The 21,053-nt window shown below is 72.4% G+C and carries 20 protein-coding genes; 6 read left to right on the top strand and 14 right to left on the bottom strand.

Features of this window, described 5'->3' with window-relative positions; genetic code table 11:
• Window positions 1-142: 142 nt before the first annotated feature.
• The gene (locus ACF08N_RS15715) at window positions 143-1,978 is read left to right on the top strand and encodes a SpoIIE family protein phosphatase (RefSeq protein ID WP_392325159.1); all 1,836 of its coding nucleotides are present in this window, start codon (window positions 143-145) and stop codon (window positions 1,976-1,978) included.
• Window positions 1,979-2,114: 136 nt separating this feature from the next.
• Here ACF08N_RS15715 and ACF08N_RS15710 read toward each other — a convergent pair whose 3' ends face one another.
• From ACF08N_RS15710 to ACF08N_RS15685, 6 genes are all read right to left on the bottom strand, one after another.
• Entirely contained in the window at window positions 2,115-2,924 is an 810-nt protein-coding gene (locus ACF08N_RS15710) for an SDR family oxidoreductase (protein ID WP_392325158.1), read from the bottom strand.
• Window positions 2,925-2,980: 56 nt separating this feature from the next.
• Window positions 2,981-4,225: a YhjD/YihY/BrkB family envelope integrity protein gene (locus ACF08N_RS15705; RefSeq protein ID WP_392325157.1), complete on the bottom strand. Its 1,245-nt coding sequence runs from the start codon at window positions 4,223-4,225 to the stop codon at window positions 2,981-2,983.
• Entirely contained in the window at window positions 4,225-4,533 is a 309-nt protein-coding gene (locus ACF08N_RS15700) for a DUF3618 domain-containing protein (protein ID WP_392325156.1), read from the bottom strand. Before ACF08N_RS15700 ends, ACF08N_RS15705 begins: the two co-directional genes overlap by 1 nt.
• Window positions 4,530-4,937, bottom strand: a complete 408-nt coding sequence (locus ACF08N_RS15695) for a phage holin family protein (protein WP_392325155.1) — start codon at window positions 4,935-4,937, stop codon at window positions 4,530-4,532. Before ACF08N_RS15695 ends, ACF08N_RS15700 begins: the two co-directional genes overlap by 4 nt.
• A 112-nt stretch (window positions 4,938-5,049) precedes the next feature.
• A complete protein-coding gene (locus ACF08N_RS15690) occupies window positions 5,050-5,505 on the bottom strand; it encodes a hypothetical protein (protein ID WP_392325154.1) in 456 nt (151 codons plus the stop codon).
• Window positions 5,506-5,732: 227 nt separating this feature from the next.
• Window positions 5,733-6,842, bottom strand: coding sequence for an AraC family transcriptional regulator (locus ACF08N_RS15685; protein ID WP_392325153.1), 1,110 nt, complete (start codon window positions 6,840-6,842; stop codon window positions 5,733-5,735).
• Between the two features lie 45 nt (window positions 6,843-6,887).
• Here ACF08N_RS15685 and ACF08N_RS15680 point away from each other — a divergent pair, with 45 nt between their 5' ends.
• The gene (locus ACF08N_RS15680) at window positions 6,888-8,966 is read left to right on the top strand and encodes a neutral/alkaline ceramidase (RefSeq protein ID WP_392325152.1); all 2,079 of its coding nucleotides are present in this window, start codon (window positions 6,888-6,890) and stop codon (window positions 8,964-8,966) included.
• Between the two features lie 64 nt (window positions 8,967-9,030).
• Here ACF08N_RS15680 and ACF08N_RS15675 read toward each other — a convergent pair whose 3' ends face one another.
• Both ACF08N_RS15675 and ACF08N_RS15670 read right to left on the bottom strand, forming a co-directional pair.
• On the bottom strand, window positions 9,031-12,039 hold the full coding sequence (locus tag ACF08N_RS15675) for a tetratricopeptide repeat protein (protein WP_392325151.1): 3,009 nt from the start codon (window positions 12,037-12,039) through the stop codon (window positions 9,031-9,033).
• Window positions 12,036-14,018, bottom strand: coding sequence for an HSP90 family protein (locus ACF08N_RS15670; RefSeq protein ID WP_392325150.1), 1,983 nt, complete (start codon window positions 14,016-14,018; stop codon window positions 12,036-12,038). Before ACF08N_RS15670 ends, ACF08N_RS15675 begins: the two co-directional genes overlap by 4 nt.
• A gap of 259 nt (window positions 14,019-14,277) precedes the next feature.
• Between ACF08N_RS15670 and ACF08N_RS15665 the strand changes: the two genes are divergently transcribed.
• Window positions 14,278-14,676, top strand: coding sequence for a DUF1992 domain-containing protein (locus tag ACF08N_RS15665; protein WP_392325149.1), 399 nt, complete (start codon window positions 14,278-14,280; stop codon window positions 14,674-14,676).
• Between the two features lie 47 nt (window positions 14,677-14,723).
• On the opposite strand, the gene tgmB is transcribed toward ACF08N_RS15665, so the two are convergent.
• The 4 genes from tgmB to ACF08N_RS15645 form a co-directional block, all read right to left on the bottom strand.
• Window positions 14,724-15,653, bottom strand: a complete 930-nt coding sequence (gene tgmB / locus ACF08N_RS15660) for an ATP-grasp ribosomal peptide maturase (RefSeq protein WP_392325148.1) — start codon at window positions 15,651-15,653, stop codon at window positions 14,724-14,726.
• Window positions 15,654-15,668: 15 nt separating this feature from the next.
• Entirely contained in the window at window positions 15,669-15,860 is a 192-nt protein-coding gene (gene tgmA, locus ACF08N_RS15655) for a putative ATP-grasp-modified RiPP (protein ID WP_177148025.1), read from the bottom strand.
• Between the two features lie 318 nt (window positions 15,861-16,178).
• Window positions 16,179-16,751, bottom strand: a complete 573-nt coding sequence (locus tag ACF08N_RS15650) for a Clp protease N-terminal domain-containing protein (RefSeq protein WP_392325147.1) — start codon at window positions 16,749-16,751, stop codon at window positions 16,179-16,181.
• Window positions 16,751-16,960 carry a helix-turn-helix domain-containing protein gene (locus tag ACF08N_RS15645; RefSeq protein ID WP_187739028.1) on the bottom strand — a complete coding sequence of 70 codons (210 nt, stop codon included), beginning with the start codon at window positions 16,958-16,960 and terminating at the stop codon, window positions 16,751-16,753. The genes ACF08N_RS15650 and ACF08N_RS15645 overlap by 1 nt, the downstream gene beginning before the upstream one ends.
• Window positions 16,961-17,084: 124 nt before the next feature.
• Between ACF08N_RS15645 and ACF08N_RS15640 the strand changes: the two genes are divergently transcribed.
• From ACF08N_RS15640 to ACF08N_RS15630, 3 genes are all read left to right on the top strand, one after another.
• Complete coding sequence (locus tag ACF08N_RS15640) at window positions 17,085-17,600, top strand: DUF664 domain-containing protein (RefSeq protein WP_392325146.1); 516 nt, start codon at window positions 17,085-17,087, stop codon at window positions 17,598-17,600.
• A 66-nt stretch (window positions 17,601-17,666) separates the two neighbouring features.
• Window positions 17,667-18,494 (top strand): alpha/beta fold hydrolase, encoded by an 828-nt coding sequence (locus ACF08N_RS15635; RefSeq protein ID WP_392325145.1) that lies wholly within the window; start codon window positions 17,667-17,669, stop codon window positions 18,492-18,494.
• A gap of 136 nt (window positions 18,495-18,630) precedes the next feature.
• A complete protein-coding gene (locus ACF08N_RS15630) occupies window positions 18,631-20,109 on the top strand; it encodes a glutamate--cysteine ligase (protein ID WP_392325144.1) in 1,479 nt (492 codons plus the stop codon).
• Between the two features lie 13 nt (window positions 20,110-20,122).
• Here ACF08N_RS15630 and ACF08N_RS15625 read toward each other — a convergent pair whose 3' ends face one another.
• Both ACF08N_RS15625 and ACF08N_RS15620 read right to left on the bottom strand, forming a co-directional pair.
• Window positions 20,123-20,497 (bottom strand): SH3 domain-containing protein, encoded by a 375-nt coding sequence (locus tag ACF08N_RS15625; protein ID WP_392325143.1) that lies wholly within the window; start codon window positions 20,495-20,497, stop codon window positions 20,123-20,125.
• A 207-nt stretch (window positions 20,498-20,704) separates the two neighbouring features.
• Entirely contained in the window at window positions 20,705-20,896 is a 192-nt protein-coding gene (locus ACF08N_RS15620) for a DUF6381 family protein (RefSeq protein WP_365993737.1), read from the bottom strand.
• Between the last annotated feature and the right edge of the window lie 157 nt (window positions 20,897-21,053).

Below are 21,053 nucleotides of genomic sequence, written 5' to 3'. Positions count from 1 at the left end.
GTCCGTACGCAGGCATTGGACATGCACAACCAGAGGCCCCGGTGAAGCATGGAGACGTCAGCCTGCAAGCCGCCCGGGGCCACGGGCGGCCCGGAAAGCGGTGAAGCGTGCAATCACACCCGCCGACGGCACCGGCAGGGCAATGAGCAGCCCGGACCGGCTTCCGGCGCCCTCGTTCCTCAAGGCGGTGTTCGACGCCCTGGGCGCGGGGATCTACGTCACGGACGCCGACGGCCGCATCACGGCGGCCAATCCATGGGCGCAGCGGATCGTCGGACGCAGGGAGAGCGAAACGGTCGGGCGCGACCTGCACGACCTGCTCCACCGCGACGCCGACGGCAGACCGATCCCCCGGGACAGTTGCCGGATCCTCCAGGTACTCGCCGACGGCCGCCCGGCCGAGGGGAGCAACGAGTACTACCTGCGCGCGGACGGCACGGTGACACCCATCATCTGGGCGGCGACGGCCATGATGCGCGAGGACCGGGTGGACGGCGCGGTGATCGTCTTCCACGACTTCACCCTCCACCGGGAGGCCGCCGAACGGACGGCGGCGCATCTGGCCGCCCTGGAGGAGCTGACCGGCCGGCTGAGCACCGTGGCGGGCATCTCCACCGTGCTCATCTCCACCCTGGACATCGACGAGATGCTGCACCGGCTGGTACGGCTGCTGGTGCCCGAACTCGGCGACTGGGCCGCGGCCGACCTGATCACCGGCGACGAGTCCCAGGAGGTGCGGCGCCTCGCCGTCCACAGCTGGGACAACCAGGAGACCGCGCGTTCCCTGGAAGGCCCGCTGCCGCCACTGCCCGAGACGTCGGCCGGGGCGCTGACCCGGGTCCTGCGCCATGCGGAGCAGGTTCTCCTCGACGCCTCCGACCTGAGCGCCGAACCGGACTCGCCCTTCGCACGGGAGCACCGTGAACTGTTCCACCGCCTCGGCGGGCACTCGGCCGCCGTCGTGCCGCTGTACTCGCGCCGCACGGTCTACGGGGCGCTCACCGTCGCCCGCACCGCCGGCTCCCCGGCGTACACGGAAGCAGATCTGCTGGTACTGGCCGACATCGGCCGCCGGGCGGGGCTGGTCATGGACAACGCCCTGCTCTTCGACCAGCAGCGCCATGTCGCCGAGACCATGCAGCGTCAGCTGCTCACTCCGCTGCCGCAGATCAACCGCCTGCGGATGGCGGCCCGCTACTGGCCGGCGCAGAGCGCCGCGGAGATCGGCGGCGACTGGTACGACTCGTTCCTCCTCGAGGACGGCGTCACCACGATGGTCATCGGCGACGTCGCCGGACACGACCTCAAGGCGGCCGCGCACATGGCCGAGGTCCGCAACATGCTGCGCGCGCTGGCCTGGGACCGGCAGGAGCCGCCCAGCCTCATCATGCGCCGTCTGGACGAGGCCATGACCCACACGAGTGACGCCCCGATGGCCACGGCGGTCTTCGCCCGCATCGAGGGGCCGCCGGGCGGGCCGTGGCAGATGCACTGGGTCAACGCGGGTCATCCGCCGCCGCTGCTGGTGACCGCCGACGGTCAGGCGCGTTTCCTGGAGGAGGGTCACGGGCCGCTGCTGGGGATGAGTTCCGCGCTGCACCTCGGCCTCACCTGGCCCGACGCACGCGTGGAACTCCCGGCACGCTCCACCCTGTTGCTCTACACCGACGGGCTGGTCGAGAGCCGCTCGCGGCCCATCGACTCCGGGCTCGCGCTGCTGCGGCGGCACGCCTCCGCGCTGGCACGCCGCGATGTCGAGGACTTCTGCGACGCGTTGCTCGACCGTATCGAGCCGAGCGGCGACGACGTCGCCCTGCTCGCCCTGCGCCTGCCGGCCGAGGGCGAGGGGGCGGACGACGAGGAGCCGCCGCCCCCGTACCCCGCGCACAGCCCCGCCGCCGACGACCGGGCGGCGCCGGGTTCCCGGGTCGAGCACACGCCGGTGCGCAACGCCGAGGACGAGGTGCGGGACACCTGACCCTCCGGCGCGCCGGTCACGGCCTCGGGTCCCGGGCGGGGCCTCGGTACGAGGTCCGGCCTCGGTCCCGGGCACGACCTCGTCCCAGTCCCGGTCCCGCCCGTCCCGCTCCCGGTCCCGGTCCCGGCGAGGCGTTCTAGGGTCGTCGCCAGTCGTCCTCGCGCAGGTGGGAGCCGGCCATGGGGCCCATCCGCAGCATCCCGCCGTCGACCGCCCACGACGCCCCGGTGACGTACGACGCGTCCGCGCCGGCGAGGAACGCGATGACCGCCGCCACTTCGCGGGCGTCGCCCGGGCGGCGGAGGGGGATGCCCGGGCGCTCGGCGCGGTGGACGTCCGCGTCCTCCTGGCCGGTCATGGGCGTGGCGATCTCGCCGGGGGCCACGGCATTCACCGTGATGCCGTGCTCGGCCAGTTCGAGCGCCATGACCTGCGTGAGCAGACCGAGGCCACCCTTGGCCGCGCAGTACGGGGCCGCTCCGACGCGCGGTTGGTGCTCGTGGACGGAGGTGACGTTCACGATCCGGCCGCCGCCGCCCTGCGCGATCATCCGGCGTGCGGCCCGCTGACTGCACAGGAACGGTCCGACGAGGTCGACGTCCACGACCTGGCGCACGGTCTCCAGATCGAGCTCCAGAAAGGGGGTGGCCGTGCCGGTTCCCGCGTTGTTGACGAGCACGTCCACGCGGCCGAGTTCGTCGGCCAGGTCGTCCACGACCCCTGCGGCGCCCGGCAGTCGCGTCAGGTCCATGGGGGCCACGGCCGCCTTGCGGCCGTGCGCGCGCACCTCGTCCGCGGTCTCCCTGCCGCCTTCCCGGTCGGTGTGGAAGGTGATGCCGATGTCCATGCCCGCCGCGGCGAGACGGACGGCGGTGGCACGGCCGATGCCGGAGTCGGCGCCCGTCACGATGGCGACAGGCGCAGGGTGTTCCTGGTCGGTGCTCATGACACTCCTCATTGCTGATTGCCGGCCGGCGTGGGGCGGGCGTACGGGTCGGGCGGTCAGGTCCCGCGCCGCCGGTCCTCCTCGCTCCACTTGCGGGTGTCGCGCGGCTCGACGTAGGGCTCGTCGGCCGGTGGATGCCCGCCGACGATGGCCCGTTGCCTGCTCATCTCCGCGTCGAACTCCAGGCCCAGCAGAATCGCGAGGTTGGTGATCCACAGCCACACCAGGAAGACGATCACGCCGGCGAGGGTGCCGTAGGTCTTGTTGTACGAGCCGAAGTTCGCGACGTAGAGGGCGAAGCCCGCCGAGGCGAGCAGCCAGATCACCACGGCGAGAAAGCTCCCGGGGGTGACCCAGGAGAAGCCGCGGCCCCTCGCGTTCGGCGCGGCCCAGTACAGCAGGGCGATCATCAGGCTGACCAGCACGACGAGGACCGGCCACTTCGCGAACGACCAGACCGTCATGGGGGTGTCACCGATACCGAACGCCGTCCCCACCTGGCGTGCGATGCCTCCGCTGAGGATCACGATCAGCGCGCTGGCGCACGCGAGGATCATCAGCGCGATTGTCGTCCCTAGGCGCACGGGCAGGATCTTCCAGGCCGGGCGGCCTTCGGGCATGTCGTAGACCGCGTTGGAGGAGCGGATGAAGGCGGCCACGTAACCGGAGGCCGACCAGACGGCTCCCAGCAGGCCGACGACGGCGAGGACCGATCCGGTGCCGCCGCTGCCCTGGAGCTGGGTCACCGCGTTGCTGATCACGTCCCGGGCCGCTCCGGGGGCCAGCTGCTGCAGATTGTCCAGGACCCTCTGGGCGGCGCTCGCCCCGGCGATACCGAGCAGGGAGACCAGGACGAGAAGGGCGGGGAAGAGGGCGAGCACCCCGTAGTAGGTCAGCGCCGCCGCGCGGTCCGCGAGCTCGTCGTCCTTGAACTCCTTCAGCGTGCGGCGCAGCACCTGTCCCCAGGAACGCTTCGGCAGCTGGGTGGGCTTGTCCGGGGCGCTCGGCGCGGTCTCCCGCGCCCGGTCGGTGCCAGGGCGCGGCCCGCGGCCGGGCCGCGACTGCTCCGAGGGCGGCGCGGCGGACCGGTCGGAGCCCGTCGCCCGGTCGGAAGCGATGTCCCGGTCCGAGCCCGTCGCGCGATCGGAAGCGATGTCCCGGTCCGAGCCCGTCGCCCGGTCGGAGGCGGTGTCCTGGGCCGGGCGCGGGTCGTCGACCGGGTACGCACCGCCGCGCGGTGCCTCCGCGGGCGGCGCGTGCCTTCCGTGCGACCCACGGCGGCGGTGGATCAGGCGCGACATCACCCGTGCCACCTGCGCCGTGCCAGCATCACCAGGACCAGGAGCGCCGCCGCCCCCAGGGCGAGCGACGCCGCCTTGCCGCGCGGCGATCCGACCGTCGCGGCCATCTGCTCCTTGGCATGCCCCGTCCTGGCCGCCATGTGTTCCTTCGCCTCGGTCGCGGACCTGCGGGCCCGCGCCTTCACGTCCGTCCTGGCGGCCAGTTCCTCCACGGTCCGGCCGAGTTCCTCACGGGACTGTTCGACCTGGGCGCGCAGTTCCTGGAGCCCCGGCCTGCCCCCGTCGTGGGAGGCGCGTGCGCCGGTCATCGGTGTGCCCTTCCCTTGATCTCGTCCATGTCGGCCCGGACGCTGGCGATCGTCTGCCGCGGCGCCGGTGGGGTCGCCTGCTTGACGTTCTTCCTGCCCGCGACCGCGAGGACCGCTGCGACGAGGAAGAGGCCACCGGCGACGATCAGGGCGGACGCCCACCAGGGCAGAACCAGTGCCAGAGCGATGATCGCTGCCGCGACCAGCGCCTGGAGGCCCAGGACGGCGACGAGTCCGGCGCCGCCGAACAGCCCGCCGCCCAGCCCGAGGCGTTTGCCCTTCTGGGTCATCTCCGCCTGTGCGAGGCGCATCTCTGCGCGCACCAGCTGCGAGATCTGCTGGGACGCGTCGGAGACCAGAGCACCTATCGGCTCGTCGGCCCTGGTCCGATGAATCTGGCTCACGGGTCCTCACCGCCTTCCGGGTCACGGCCCGTCCGCTGCATGGGCACACCTCGGGTACCCAGGACGGATGCCGCCACGCACACGTGCCGGACCGGCCGGGATGCCGCCGCGGTCAGTCAGGCAGGGCGGTGTGATCAGGGTGATGAGGGGTCCTGCGGCGTTCCTTCATCTCCGCCTCGTAGAGATGGTCACGGCCTGCCGCGAGCCGGTTGCGCACCTCGAGCTCGACCTCGGCGAAGGGGCGGTAGTAGGTGGCGTTGTAGGCCTCGACGATCTGAAAAGTCCAGTGGCCGGGGATCACGTTGCGGCCAAGGATCTCGTGCTCGACCAGGTCGGCCTCGCGGTGGTGCCCGGCCTCGCGGAGCAGCCGTACGGCGTCGTCGAGGCCCAGGTCGGCCCGGCCGGTCAGCTGGTGGAACGTGTAGAGGTGGCCCCGTGCCCGTTCCGTGGTCTCCAGCGACTTCGACAGGGCCCCGAGCGCGTCCACCGTCGTGTCGCCGACGCCGGGCGGGCGCCGGTGCTGCGGGTCCGGGCCGTCGTGGTCGGCGCCGCCTCGGCCTGTGCTCATGTTCGCCCGCTCCCCACGCTCGCTGCTGTCTCCGGCGATGTACTCCGTGTAGTGATCTGAGGCGTTTCCTACGGTATGCGACGCATGAGGGTGGAGTGCGGTGTCCTCGCGTGTCCTGCCGGCATGGGACCTCTGTTCGTGGTCAAGGCTCCGTGAGGGGACCCGCGTGAGCAGCGACGCACCGTACTGGGCGGTCGCGTACCTGCGCGTGCACCCGGCCGCGGCCGTCACGAGGGGCGGTGCCGGCTGCGGGCGCCGCGCAGCGCGGAGGGACTCGTGCCGAACCAGCGGGCCACCGCACGGCGCAGTGTCCGGGCGTCGCTGAAGCCGAGCAGGCCCGCGATGTTGTGCAGCGGGAGGTCGCTCGCCGTGATCAGCTCCTCGGCGCGGACGAGGCGTACGGAGTCGACCAGCGCCTCGTACGACGTGCCGTGCTCGGCGAGGCGGCGGCGCAGGGTCCGCTCGCTCATGCCCCGGGCGAGCGCCTGCTGTGCGAGCGGCGGCACGTGGGGCAGGCCGCGGGCCACGGAGACCTCGAGGCCCTGCACCAGGTCCTGCCGGTCCCGGCCCTGCGCGCGGGCCGCGTCGAGGAGGGCCAGGACCTGCGCGAGGGTGTAGGCGTCGGCGCCCGGCAGCGGCGTGCGCAGCCAGTCGCTGCCGAAGACGATCCGGTCGTCGGGGGCGCCGAAGGCGACGGGGCAGCGGAAGTAGTCCTCGTACGCGTCGCCGTACGGCGGGCGGGGGTGGCTTACGGCGACGGTGTGCGGAGCGAAGCTCTCGTGCAGGGAGTCCCGGACGAGGGCGACGATGCTGCCGAACGCCTCCTCCAGCAGGAACGCCCGCAGTTCGGAGTCGGTGTAGCGGGCGGTGGCCAGGATCGCGGCGCCGCCGGGAACGGCCTGGGTGCGGTAGTCGAGCATGGACCCGGTGACGCCGTGGTAGCGGACGCCGAGGTCGAGGGCGTCGTGGAGGGTGGGGCTGGCGAGCAGTCCGAAGCCGACGAGGCCCCAGGCGGTGGCGCGCTGGCGCCGGCCGACGGCGAGCCCGAGGGCCGGGTCGTCGAGGTCGCGCAGGGCTTCCCGTATGACCGAGCTTCCCTGTCGGTAGGAGATGCGCTGGCCGACGGCGCTGAGGGCGGCCTCGCTGAGCCCGGCGCGGCGCAGGGCCGGGCCGAGGTCGTGGCCGCGTTCGGCGGCGACGAGGGTGAGGTAGCGCAGGAGGTGCGGGGTGATCGTCGCCGATCCGTACCGGGGGTCGGTCAGGAGCCGGGCCTGCGGTGCCGGACGCGCCGGTCGGGTCCTGTCCCCCGGCCCGCCGCGCCCCTTACCGTCAGTCACACCCGTGACCGGCGGCACCTGTTGCACATCTGCGAGGGAGAAGGCATGCGGTTCCCCACAACGCGCTCGAGGGCAATCTCCCTGCTGCTCGCCGGATCGCTCGGCGCCCTGACCCTGGCGGCCGTGCCGGGGGCCGTGCCCGCCGGTGCGGCCCCGGCGGCGGACAGCGCGGCCGAGGACGGCGGGTCGTATCTCGTCGGCCGCGGTATCGCCGATGTGACCGGCGAGGCCGCCGAGGTCGGCATGATGGGCTACTCCAGCTTCGAGCAGAAGGCGAGCGGGATCCATCAGCGGCAGCGCTCGCGGGCGTTCGTCGTCGCCGACCGGGCGAGCGGCAGCCGGATCGTCTACGTCAACGCCGATCTCGGCATGATCTTCCAGTCGGTGCACCAAGGGGTGCTCGCCCGGCTGAAGGAGCGGTACGGCTCCCTGTACACCGAGCGCAATGTGCTCCTGTCTGCCACCCACACCCACGCCGGCTCCGGCGGGCACTCCCACCATGTCGCCTACAACCTGGCGTCGCTCGGCTTCCAGAAGGACACCTACCAGGCGATCGTGGACGGCATCGTCGAGTCGGTGGCCGAGGCCCACGAGGATCTGAAGCCGGGGACGATCACGCTCGGCCGGGGCGAGCTGACGAACGCGAGCGTCAACCGCTCCAAGGTCGCCTTCGACAAGAACCCCGCGGCCGACAGGGCGGCGTTCCCCGGCGCGATCGACCCGGCGATGACGGTCCTGCGGTTCCGGCAGGGCGGCACCGACATCGGCGCGATCAGCTGGTTCGCCACCCACAACACGTCGCTGACGAACAAGAACACCCTGCTCAGCCCGGACAACAAGGGCTACGCCTCCTATGAGTGGGAGCACGACGAGAAGGGCGTGCGCTACCTGGAGGACGCGAAGGGGTTCGTCGCCGCGTTCCCCAACACCAACGCCGGTGACATGTCGCCGAATCTGAATCTGAAGCCCGGCTCGGGGCCCACGGAGGACGAGTTCGAGAACACCCGGATCATCGGCGACCGCCAGTTCACCCGGGCACGGCAGATATACGACGCGGCGCGCACTCCGCTGACCGGCAGCGTGGACGCGCGGATGCGGTACGTGAACATGGAGGAGGTGACCGTCTCCGGCAGGTACACCCCGGACGGCAAGGAGCACCGCACCTGCCCGGCGATGGTCGGTGCCTCGACGCTGGCCGGAAGCGTGGAGGACGGGCCCGCGATCCCCGGGTTCACCGAGGGAATGAACAGTCCCGTCGCCAAGCTGCTGGAGCCGTTCCGCATCGACCCGCCCGAGTGGCTGGTGGGCTGCCAGTATCCGAAGGCGAACCTGGTGCCCACCGGGCTGATCTCCTCGGTGGTGCCGGCGACTCCGAAGGTGCTGCCGGTCCAGATCGTCAAGATCGGACAGTTCTACCTGGTGGCCGGCCCGGCGGAGTACACGATCGTCTCCGGCCTGCGCATCCGCCGGTCGGTCGCCGAGGAGCTCGGCGTACCGGTGGAGAACGTCCTGATGCAGGGCTACGCGAACGCCTACAGCCAGTACGTGACGACGCCGGAGGAGTACGACCTCCAGCAGTACGAGGGCGGTTCGACGCTGTACGGACGGTACACGCTGCCCGCCTACCAGCAGGAGTTCGGCAGACTCGCGGCGTCGCTGCGGGCCGGGACCGGTACGGACCAGGGGCCGACACCGCCCGACCTGTCGGACCGTCAGGTGACGCTGCAGACCGGTGTGGTGATGGACAACCCGCCGTCGGGCACGGCGTTCGGGGACGTGCTGAGCCAGCCCGCGGAGTCGTACGCGCCGGGGTCGACGGTGACGGCGGAGTTCGTGACGGGGCATCCGAAGAACAATCTGCGCCGGGGCGGGACGTTCCTGGAGGTGCAGCGGCTGGTGGACGGGCAGTGGGTGCGCATGCGGGACGACGGCGACTGGGACACCACGTACCGCTGGGTGCGGATGAACGGGGTGACCGGCACGTCGAAGGCCGTGATCACCTGGAAGCCGGCCGCCGGCACAGCGGCCGGGACCTACCGGATCGTGCACCACGGCGACTGGAAGAGCCTGTTCGGCAAGGTCACGGCGTTCACCGGGGCGTCGAGGCCGTTCAGAGTCGGTTGACGCGGGACGGCTCACCCGCGGGCCGAAGGGGCACCGGCCGGACCGGCCGGTGCCCCTTCGTGCGTCAGTCCTCCGAGGTGATCTGCTCGAGGGTGCGCTCCAGGTCCGGCAGCGCGTCCCTGGCCTCGTCCGTGTCCAGGGACGACACCTCGGCGATCAGGGCGCGTATCCGGGACGCGGCCTCGTCGGTGCGGTGGCGTTCCCGCTCGGTCCAGGCCGCGCGGACCAGGCAGCCGACGCGCTCGTCCAGGAGGGCGGGGCCGAGAGACGCGTAGATGGCGGCCGCCCTGTCCAGCAGCCCTACGGCCTCGTCGCGGACCCGGTCGTCGTCGGACGGGCCGTCCGCGACCGCCCGTGGGTGCTCCTGCTCCTCGCCGCCGTCGTCCGCGTCCTCTTCCTCGTCCTCGTACTCGTACTCGACGTCGTCGAGCGCGTCGAGGAGCAGTGCGGCCGTCTGGGCACACGTGCGCGCACGCTCGACGTGGAGACCGTCGCCCGGGTCGTCGCCTTCGACGGCCTCCAGAGCGCGGGCCATCAGCTCCTTCGCGGCGTCCGTCCTGCCCTGCCGGGCCTCCAGCCAGGCCAGCGACCGCAACACCCGTGCGCAGGCGCCCTGTTCGCCCACCGCCCGCCACAGGGCGACGGCGCGGTGGTAGGCGGCCGCCGCCTCGTCGAGCAGTCCCGCCGCCGCCAGGCACTCGGCTGCCAGCGTGGCCAGTTGGGCGTGCGGACGGTCGTCGTCCCAGCCCTTCGCCACGTCGGCGGCGAGCAGATACTGCTCGGCGGCGGCCCGCTGGTCGCCGAGCGCGCGCAGACTGCGCGCGAGCAGTTGGCGGGACTGCACGGCCTGGTCGTCGCCGAGCCGCAGCAGGTCCGGCAGGGCGGACTCCAGCACCTCGGCCGCCTCGGCGTCACGGCCGGTGGCGGCGTAGGCCTGGGCGAGGACGTGCCGGGCGTACGCCCCCGCGACGGTGTCGCCCGCCGCGTCGAACCAGTGCGACGCCTCGAGCGCGTGGGCGGCCGTCTCGTCCGCCTTGCCGTGGACGTGCTGGAGGACTTCGGCGAGGGTGAGCCGTATCCTGCCCAGCTCGTCGGGCTCGACGAGCTCGGCGCTGTGCGCCAGGGCGGCGCGGGCCGCCTCCTCCGCCTCCTGCGGGCGGCCGAGGACGTGCAGGAGCGAGGCGCGGCGGGCCAGCGGCTCCGCCGCCTCCCAGGGACGCTCCGCGTCGACGCACCGCTGTGCCGCCGAGGCGAAGAGGGCATCGGCCTTCTCCCCTTCGCCGCCGCGCCACGCCTGTTCGGCCCGGGCCTGCTCGGCCTCGGCCACCACGTCGCCCACGTCGTCGCCGTCCCCGAACTCCGCCACGAAGGCGGCCAGAGCGGCGTCGAACCGCTCGTGCGCGCGGTGGTCGTTGTCGTGGTGGTGGTCGTGGTGGTCGGGGCCGGTCTCGTCCCGGGTGAGGGCGGCCTCCAGCTTCACCCTGGTCAGCGCGGCCGACGCGATGCGCCGCCGGCGCGTGGGGTCGGCCGGGTCCAGGGCGTGCGCCGCTTCCTCGGCGTCCGCCAGCAGCTGCCACACCTCGGTCGGCTGTGCCTCGCCCTGCACCGCCGCGTAGAGGACACGCAGGTCGTTGAGGGCCGCGCGGCCGGGGTCGCCGGCCGCGCGGTACGCCGCGACGACCTCCTCGAACAACCCGCGGGCCGTGCTTCCGTCGCCGGCACGGGCCGCGCGGAGGGCCCGCTGCTCCCGCAGATCGGCGGCGAGCAGCGGATCGGGGGTCTCCTCGCTGCCGGAGAGCAGCGTCTCGACGCGGTCCCAGAGGGCCGCCGCCCGGGGGTGGCCGTGGGCCCTCAGCTTCCGTGCCTCGGCGGCCAGTTCGGCCACGGTCCGCTCGGGCCCGGCGGCGGACCGCTGTGTTCCGGCGGGAGCGGGCGACGCGGGCGCTGCCGGTGCCGGATGCGCGGCCCGTACGCCCAGCGGCAGGCGGTCGGTGAGCGGCTCGCGCTCCAGCCGCCTGGTGAGGCGGCCGGAGACGACGTCGCTGCCGTTGCGTGCATCGAAGCGGGCCGCGACGGCCGCGGCTTCCGCGTCCAGGAGGTCGTGCAGCTCTCCGACGGTGCGCTGGACTCCCGCGTACGCGACGGCCGGTTCGTCCGCGAGGCCGAGGTGGCGCAGCCGGCGCAGCAGGACGAGCACACCGGTGAACAGCTGCAGCCGCGCCCACGGGTTGCCGTCGGAGGCGAGATGGGCCGCGTGCTCGGCGAGCAGTTCGAGGCCGCGGCCCTCGTTGCCGGTGAGGGCGCAGAACTCGATGTGCTGGCCGATCGTCGGCAGGAGGCTCTCGTTGCCCCGGGCCATGCGGTATCCGCGCAGGTGGTGGGCGCGGGCCTCGTCGAGGCGGCCGGTGCGCACCAGGGGCAGCAGCGACTTGGCCAGGACGCGGTGCGGCTCCTCCATGCAGGTGGAGTGTCCGGCGAGCACGGGCTCCCAGGTGTGCAGGGCCTTGTCGTCCCGGCCCTCGTCGAGCCAGTACTGGCCCTGGTCGTTGAGCTCGCAGGCGTGGCAGTTGGCCATCCGGTCGCGGTCGGCCGCGGTCCAGGCGGCGAACGCGCGGGCGGCGCGGTCCGTGTCGCCCGTGTCGACAGCCAGCTCGAACTCGGCCTGGCGGACGGCTCGTTCGCTGTATCCCGCGATGCGGTGGCGGCGCTCCATCTCGGCGAGCCACTGCTCCATGGTCGCGAGGGGCATCTCGGGCAGCGTCAGCATGCCGGAGCTGACCCACTTGAACATCCAGTGGAAGGTGTACGTGTCGTGCGAGCCGAAGGCGGCGGGGTCGCTGTCCCACTCCTGGAGGAGGCGGGCGAAGGGGACCATCATCTTGCCGCGTTCGGTGCTGTACTCGTACGCCTTGATCAGGCCGAACAGGGCCGTGCGGAGCACGTCGCGGTCACCGGTGGACTCGGCCGCCGCCACCAGCTCCTCGGCGCGCGCGTTGCGCAGGAGTCCGTTGGGCGCGGACTCGTTCTCGCACAGGGCGCGGCGGATCTCGTCGATGCCGGGCTGGGTGGTCACTTGTCGCCCTCCTCGGACGTGTCGGCCCGCGGGCCGGCGACGGGGTGCGTGGCCCACTCGAGGAGTCCGAGGAAGGCGCGGTTGAGCAGTGAGGTGTCGGCGGGACGCAGCGGGCGCTGGGCCATGAGGAGGGCCTGTCCGTAGAGCGACTCGACGGCGGTGCCGGTGAGGTCGGCGTCGGTGATGACGGCGATCCGGCGGACCAGGGGGTTGTTGTGGTTGAGGACGAGACGCGCGCGGGGGGCGGAGCCGCGCAGCGCGCCGAGGATGTCGGTCCACAGGCTGTCCGCGCCTTCTTCGGCGGCCGCGCGGTCGCGCTCGTGGCGGGCCTGGCGGTCGTCGAGGAAGAGCGCGGGCACGGTCACGGGCTGGAAGGCGCGCAGGGCGACGTCGCAGCCGAGGGAGTCCAGCCGGGTCCGCGCGGTGGCGAGGAAGCCGGCGAGGGCGAGCTCCTGCCGGGGCTCGACGGGGTCGAGCTGGGCGGTGACGGCGCCCGCGTCGAGCTCGCTGACGGTGACGTCCTGTCTGATCCGCGGCAGGAGCGCGATCAGGTCGGCGTCGTAGGTGTACCCGCCGTTGACGACGCCGAGTCCGTGGGCGGCGGCGATGGGCGAGACCTGGCGGAACTCCTCGACGGTGCGGGTGAAGTGGACGTGCGGGTGGGCGCGGACGAACTCGTCGAGCGTGACCTGGCCGTCGGTGGTCTCGAAGGGCAGCCAGGGCAGCATCAGGGCGAACAGGTCCGCGTCGTGGCGTGCCATGGATTTGACGCCCAGGTGGTGCACGGCCAGGAACGACGCGAGCCGGTCGGGGTCGCCCGCGGCGAGCTCGGCGAGCCACTGGCGGATGCGCACGCCGAGTGCCTCGCGCACGGCGGCGAGTGTCTCGTCGTCGTACAGGTTCTCGCGGGAGGCGGTGGGGCGCAGGGTGTCGGTGTCGAGAACGACGCGGACGAAGAACGCCCAGTCGGGCAGCAGGTTGTCCGCGCGGTCGGTGAGCAGCATGCCCTTGAGGTAGACGCGGTGCACGGCGCGGTGCGCGGGGCTGGTGGCGGCGGGCAGCACATAGGCGACGCCCCGGACGCCGGCGACCGGCAGGTCGAGGTCGATGGAGTCGAGCGGACTGAATCCGAAGACGCGGGAGCAGTGCCCGGCGAGCGCGACGCGGCGTGCGGTCGGCGTGGGGTGGGGGCGGTCCCAGGCGGCCGGCCGTTCGGTGACGGGTCGGTCGGTGGCGTCGGGGCCGGTGAACGTCACGTCGTGGGGCAGCAGCGAGCCGAAGTCCCTGGCCAGTTCGAGCACACGGTCGGGCCGGGCCCACTCCTCGGCACCCGGCCGGGGCTCCAGCCGCACGGTGGTGCCGGGCTCGGGGTGCGCGTCGTGCGGGAGGGTGCGCACGGTGTAGGAGCCGTCGTCGGTGGCGAGCCATTCGACGGGCGGCTCGTCGGGCCTGCGGGCGGAGCGGGAGACGACGCGGATCTGCCGGGCGACGACGAAGCAGGCGAGGAGGCCGATGCCGAACTGGCCGAGGAACTCCTGCCGCGCGTTCTCCAGGCCGTCGCGCTTGGAGCTGCGGCCGATGGTGGCGAGCAGGGTGTGCACCTCGTCGGAGGTGAGGCCGATGCCGGAGTCCTGCATCACGACGGCGTCACCGGTGGCGGTGAGCCGGATCCGCTGCGGCGCGCCGGGGTCGTGGGCGAGGCGGGCGGTGACGGCGTCCACGGCGTTCTGCAGCAGTTCGCGGACGTAGACACGGGGGCTGGAGTAGAGGTGGTGGGAGAGCAGGTCGACGAGGCCGCGCAGGTCGACCTGGAAGGAGTTGACCGAGGGCACGCCGGCGGAGCCGGGTGCGGCGTGCGCTCCGGGCTCGGTGGGCGCGGAGCCGGGTGCGGCGTGCGCTCCGGGCTCGGTGGGCGCGGAGCCGGGTGCGGCGTGCGCTCCGGGCTCGGTGGCCGCGGATTCGGGCGAGTGCAGGTTCATGGTGTGCGGGAGCGACCGCACGGCTCCGGACGGACGCCGTGGGTGCGGGGTCGGGCGATCGCGGGGTCCCCCCCTCACGAATCGCGATGGGCCCGGCCCTGCTCCCGGCCGCGGGATCACGCGGGCACGCGTGGGCGCGGTCGAGGAGGACTCGGAAGTGATGACCATGGTAGGGACGGCCACTGACAATGCACAGAGGGTTTCGCCGCCCCACCGCTCCGTCCGCCTGCCCTGTGGGCGGGCGTCGTAGGCTGGTGCCATGACGGAGCGCAAGCCACCGGGCGTGAGTTTCGAGTCATTCGTCGACAAGCAGATCCGCGACGCCACCGAGCGCGGCGAGTTCTCGGAGCTGCCCGGTTTCGGGAAGCCCCTGCCGGACGGCGACGCCGGCTACGACGAGCTGTGGTGGATCAAGCGGAAGATGCACCGCGAGGGCCTGTCCGTCCTCCCGCCCTCCCTGGCCCTGCGCAAGGAGGCCGAGGACGCGCTGGAGAAGGCCGCGCGGGCGCCGTCGGAGACGGCGGTGCGGCGTATCGTCGCCGAGATCAACGAGAAGATCAGGGCGATGCTGTTGCGTCCGCCGCCGGGACCGCCGCTGGGTCTGAAGCCGTACGACGTGGACGCCGTCGTCGAGGAGTGGCGGCGGGGCAGGACCTGACCGGCCGATCCGCCGGGACAGCCGCACGGCACTCCCCCGGCCGTCGGTCAGACCGGGTCGGCGCCCAGCCAGGCGGCGACGGTGCGGGCGATCGGCTGCCCGGTCTCCAGCTCGACGAAGCCGAACTGTCCGCCCTGGTTGCATTCCAGGAACCACCAGGTGCCCTCCGCGTCCTCCGCGAAGTCGAAGGCGCCGTAGGCGAGTTCGGCGTGCTTCTTGTACGTCTCCACGGCCCGCGCGATCGGTACGGGCACCTCCACGGCCTCCCAGCTGTGGCCGGTCTCCCCGAACCGGCCGTCGACCTGACCGGGCTCGGCGGTCTTGCGTGCGGCGAAGTGCGTCTCGCCCACGCTGGTCAGCCGAATGTCGGCGCGCTTGGGGATGTAGCGCTGGAGCAGGGTGGGTGCGGCGGCGACGCCGGAGAAGTCGGCGTCCGGCGGCACCAGGGTCGTGGGCAGCGCCATGGGCGGATCCCCCGGCGACTTGCCGGACACGGATTTCACCACCACCTGGCGGTACTGCTCGGCGAACCGGCGGGCCATGGAGGGGTAGGTCGTCACGAGGGTGGCGGGGACGGGGAAGCCGCTGCGGTGGGCGATGCGCATCTGCCACGGCTTGCGGCGGGCCCGGGCGGCCGCGCTCGGATGGTTCATCCAGCGTGCGGCCGTGGAGTCGAGCATGCCGTACAGCGCGTGGCCGCTCTCCTCGGACAGCCACGCCGAGGGCTCATCGGCGTGCGCGGCCGGTTCGCCAGGCCTGCGGACCCACACCGAGCGCAGCCCGTCGACGCTCGCCACGCGCCCGCCCGTGGACAGGTAGCCGCGGAACTCCCCCCGTACGTACTCCGCGGACAGGGCGACGTCACCGGGCAGATCGCCGGGGTCGAACCGGACAAGCGGAACGCCCTGTTCATGAAGTTCCGCCACCACCAGGTCCGCGGTGACGTCCTGCTCGCACGTCAGCACCAACACCGTCACGGCGCGCAGTCCGGCTCAGTCGTCGAAGTGGGTCGCGGAGCCGGCCTTGGACGTGGTCGTCCCGGCGGCGGCGAGCAGGGCCCGGTCCGAGATGGCGGGACGCCCGTCGGGCAGGACGTTCAACTGCAGTGCGGAGTCGTACGAGTAGGCGGCCAGGGCCGGGGCCGGCTCGGCGGGACGTGCGTAGTTCCACGCGAACGGTTTCATGTGCTGCTTCCTCCCCTGCCCGCGCGGTCCGCCGGGCTGCTCATGTGACAGTACGTGGCGAAGCCGTCATGGTCTCAACACATAGAGTGACATTGTGAATGTCGTTCACCGAAAATCCTTCGGATCCGAACGCGGCCCGGCAGCGACACGCCCCACCGGAGCCATTCAAACAGACGCGCCACGCGTCTCAGGGGTTTCAAGTTTTGGCCATGACGTGACGCAGATGACACGGCATTAGCCCCAAAGTACCGTAAGAGCCCCGTTGTTGAGAGAGGCGCGACGCAGCCTTCTCTCAACAACGGGGCTTTTGGCTCGTTGTCAACCCGCCTGTGCCGAACCGCCGTTCGGCTTTCCGTACATCGCGTGCTCGACGGACGCGTACGTCGCCCCGTGATCCGCCAGGGCCTCCGCGACCACGCCCGGGCGGGCGGCCAGGGCGAGCAGGATGTGATCCGGCCCGATCGTGCGGTCACGGCGGCCGAGCGCGATCCGCAGCGACTTCTCCAGCACCTCCTTCGCGCCGGCCGTGAACGGGCGATGACCGGACCACCGGCGCCTGCCCGGCCCACCGTGCGCGAGCACACCCGCCCCGTGCACCTCCTCCACGCTCGCGACGATCCGCTCGACATCGATCCCGATGCCCGCGAGCGCGGCCGCGTCGGCCTTCGTCATACCCCCGCGGCGGCGGGCCTCGGCGAGCGAGGACTCCAGGGCCTCGCGTCGGTCCAGGACACCGAGGGAACGGAGGGCGAACTGCGTGCGGCCGCCCGGCAGATCGAGCAGCGAGAGCAGCAGGTGCTCGTCGGTCACGGCCTGCGCGTCCGCCCGCTCGGCGCAGACGACGGCACCGGTCACCACCGCCCGGGCATCACCGGTGAAACGTTCGAACATCACTGCCTCCCGTGCTTCTTGTGGACGGCCTGGCGACTGACGCCCAGTTCCGCCGCGATGTCCTGCCAGGACCAGCCCTGGTTGCGGGCGCTGCGGACCTGCACCGCCTCGAGCTGCTCCAGCAGCCGCCGCAGCGCGGCGACGGCTCGCAGTCCGATCCGGGGGTCCCGGTCACCCGCGCGTTCGGCGAGATCGGTTGCTTCGGTCATGTTGTCAACGTAGGTTGACAAACGCCAGGTGTCAACCTTGATTGACATCCGGTGCGGGGACGTGTCGGACGCCCGGCCGGACGCCACGATGGGCTGAGGGACCGTCGACCGGAGGAGAGAGACGATGAAGAGCGCCGACCTGCTGGCAGACGCGTTCGGGCGCGTGCGCGAGGTGGTCCACGAGGCCGTGGAGGGTCTCAAGAGCGAAGATCTCTCGGCCCGCCTGGACGAGGGGGGCAACTCCGTCGCCTGGCTCGTCTGGCATCTGACCCGTATCCAGGACGACCACGTGGCCGATGTCGCGGACCGGGAGCAGGTGTGGACCGCGCAGGACTGGTCCGGCAGGTTCGCGCTGCCGTTCCCCGATGCCGACACGGGCTACGGGCACACGCCCGACGACGTCCGCGCCGTGCGCCCCGACTCGGCCGACCTGCTGCTGGGCTACTACGACGCCGTCCACGACGAGACCCTGCGGTTCGTGCGCACCCTCGACGACGCGGCGCTCGACCGGGTCGTCGACACGTCCTGGTCCCCGCCCGTCACCCTGGGCGTACGCCTCGTCAGCGTGATCTCCGACGACCTCCAGCACGCCGGGCAGGCGGCGTTCGTCCGCGGCAGCCTCGGCCGGCAGAGTTCCTGACCGCGACGCCCGGTGCGGCGTAAGGTGCGATGACCTGTTGGCCACTGACACCGTGAGGGGTCCACCTTGTCCGACTGGCACGTGGCACGGACCTTCGACAGCTCGGCGGGCGAGGTCCGCTGGGACCGGCTCGGCGACCCCGTCGCCCCGCCCGTGGTGCTGCTGCACGGCACACCTTTCTCGTCCTTCGTCTGGCGCGCCGTGGCACGTGCGCTCGCCGCCGCGGGCCGTCAGGTCCTCGTGTGGGACATGCCGGGCTACGGCGCCTCGGCGAAGTTCGCCGGGCAGGACGTCTCGCTCGCCGCTCAGGGGCGTGTCCTCACCGAGCTGCTCGACCACTGGAAACTGGACGAACCGCAGGTCGTGGCGCACGATTTCGGCGGCGCGGTCGCGCTGCGCGCCCACATCCTGCACGGCAGGCGCTACCGCCGCCTCGTCCTCGTCGACCCGGTGGCCCTGGCTCCGTGGGGATCGCCGTTCTTCCGCCTGGTCGGCGAGCACGCGAGCGTCTTCGAGCAGCTGCCGCCCGCGCTGCACCGGGCCCTGGTCCGCGAGTACGTGGCGTCCGCGAGCTCTCCGGGGCTGCATCCGGCCACCCTCGACCGCCTGGTCGAGCCGTGGACCGGAGACGTGGGCCAGGCGGCGTTCTACCGCCAGATCGCCCAGGCCGATCAGCGCCACACCGACGAGATCGAGGACCGCTACGGCTCCGTCGACATGCCGGTCCTCGTGTGCTGGGGCGAGGACGACACCTGGATCCCGGCGACCCGGGGCAAGGACCTGGCCGACCGCATCCCCGGCGCCCGCCTCCATCCGATCGCGGGAGCGGGCCACCTGGTGCAGGAGGACGCCCCGGCCGAGCTCACGTCGGCACTGCTGGGCTTCCTGGACTGACCCGACCGGCCCCGGCCCGTCACGGTCCGTGCCACTGCCGTCATGGCACCGTGGGCGGCGGCTTCCTCGCTGGTCCCCGCCGCCCACAGGTGTCACGCTGGGACAGGGGTCTGTGCCCGACGATTCGGGAGGGCCGATGGGGCGTGACGTCCCGGCGCTGGTCTTCACCCGCGAGGACCGCCGCCGCTACCGGAACAAGATGCAGGCGTGTCTGGACACGTTCGCGCAGATGCTGCGCGGGGCGAAGTTCGAGTTCGAGCGGCCGCAGGTGGGTCTGGAGATCGAGCTGAACCTGGTGGACGACACCGGCGAACCGGCGATGCGCAGCACCGACGTCCTGGAGGCCATCGCGGATCCCGCCTGGTCCAGCGAGCTGGGCCGCTTCAATCTGGAGATCAACATCTCGCCGCGCAGGCTGACGGCCGGCGGGCCCGACTCCTGGGAGGAGGAGATCCGGGACGCCCTCAACCATGCGGAGCGGCGCGCGTCGCAGGTCGGGGCGCATCTCGCCATGATCGGCATCCTGCCGACACTGCGCCGCAAGGACGTCGACGAGGCATCCCTCTCGGAGAATCCCCGCTACCGGCTGCTCAACGAGCAGGTGTTCGCCGCGCGCGGTGAGGACCTGCGCATCGAGATCGACGGGATCGAGCGGCTGCGCACGTACGCGGACACGATCACCCCGGAGGCGGCGTGCACGAGCACCCAGTTCCATCTGCAGGTCGCGCCGGAGGAGTTCCCGGCCTACTGGAACGCGGCGCAGGCGATCGCCGGTGTGCAGGTGGGACTGGCCGCGAACTCTCCGTTCCTGTTCGGCAAGGAGCTCTGGCGCGAGACCCGCATCCCGCTCTTCGAGCAGGCGACGGACACCCGCCCGGAGGAGATCAAGGTGCAGGGCGTACGGCCCCGGGTGTGGTTCGGCGAGCGCTGGATCAACAGCGTCTTCGATCTCTTCGAGGAGAACGTGCGCTACTTCCCCGCCCTGCTGCCCGTGTGCGACGAGGAGGACCCGCAGGAGACGCTCGACGGCGGCGACGTGCCGGAGCTGCCGGAGCTGACCCTGCACAACGGCACGATCTACCGGTGGAACCGCCCCATCTACGCCGTCGACCACGGCAAGCCGCACCTGCGCATCGAGAACCGGGTGCTGCCCGCGGGACCCACCGTGGCCGACATCCTCGCCAACGGCGCCTTCTACTACGGTCTGACGCGCGCACTGGTGGACGAGGAGCGGCCGGTGTGGTCGCGGATGTCGTTCCAGGCCGCGGAGGAGAACCTGCACGCCGCGGCGCGGCACGGGATCGACGCCCGCCTGTACTGGCCGGGTATGGGTGAAGTGCCGGTCGCCGAGCTGGTGTTGCGCCGGCTGCTGCCGCTCGCGCACCGCGGCCTGGAGGCTTCGGGAATGGACGCGCCGTGGCGGGAGCCGCTGCTCGGCATCATCGAGCAGCGCTGTGTGACGGGGCGCAACGGTGCCGTGTGGCAGGCCGAGACGTTCCACCACATCGACCGGACCAGCAGGGTCGACCATCACGAGGCGCTGCGGCTGATGACCCGGCAGTACATCGACTACATGCACCTCAACGCCCCGGCCCACACGTGGCCGGTCGACTGACTCCGGGCGCGGCTCAGGAGGGGCGGGTCAGCACCTGCTCGACGTCCTTGCAGTACCGCACCGAGCCGGTGGCAGCCACATACCTGGCGGGCACCCACACCTGGCGGCTGTCCCGGACGAGGTACCACAGGTCGTTGCCCGCGATGTTCATGGCGCGCACCTTGCACACCAGGCCGATCCGGGCGCCGTGGGGCAGGATGCCCTTCACCGAGGAGTCGGTGCTCGGGTAGGCGCGCTCGTTGAGCCCGGCCTTGGCGGTCACGGTCCCGTACGGCTTGGTGGGCACCGCCGCCTGTGCGGGAGCCGCCGTGCACAGGAGCGCACCTGCGGCGAGGGCGGTGGCCGCACGCCCGAGGAGTCGGCGGGAACGGACGGTGGTCGAGGACATCGAAGGTCTCCCATCGGACGCGGTCCCCCCTCTGTCCGCCCCGCACCCTAGGGGCATCGCGGCGCCGGACCGCGCAGAAATGCGGGCGGTACACCGGCGTTTCGCTCCGAGAGGCCAATCCCGGGCATACCGAGTGGCCGGGGCACCGTGGGCGGCCCGGCCCCTCGTGCCGGCCGCCGCGCCACTCCTGGCGCGGCGGCGGCTCCGTCACACGTCGGGGTAGATGTCCCCGGTGCTCATGCCGGACTCCTGCTCCGACTGGGCCTGCAGCCTCTGGGCCTTCTCCTTCAGCCGCTGGCGCTCCTTGGGGTCGCTGCTGCGCTCCGCGGCCTCGTTCAGTTCCTTGGCCTTCTCCCGCATCTGCCGGACCCGGCCGCGGGACTCGTCCGAAACGCTCATGATCACTCCTTGTGTTCCGTCTGAGCGGGTGTCCTCAGCGAATCAGCGCTCGGGGACGCGCGCATCTCGAAGGGTCCCGGACGCCCGTTTTTCCGGTGGTGACGGCCTCTTGCCGCAGCACCTGCGGGCACGCTTCACTGTCGATCACCCCACAGGA

This window comes from Streptomyces sp. NPDC015127, assembly GCF_043080095.1.
Lineage (GTDB): Bacteria > Actinomycetota > Actinomycetes > Streptomycetales > Streptomycetaceae > Streptomyces.
The sequence above is the reverse complement of the archived record's forward strand: the minus strand, read 5'-3'. Positions and strand labels throughout refer to the sequence as shown.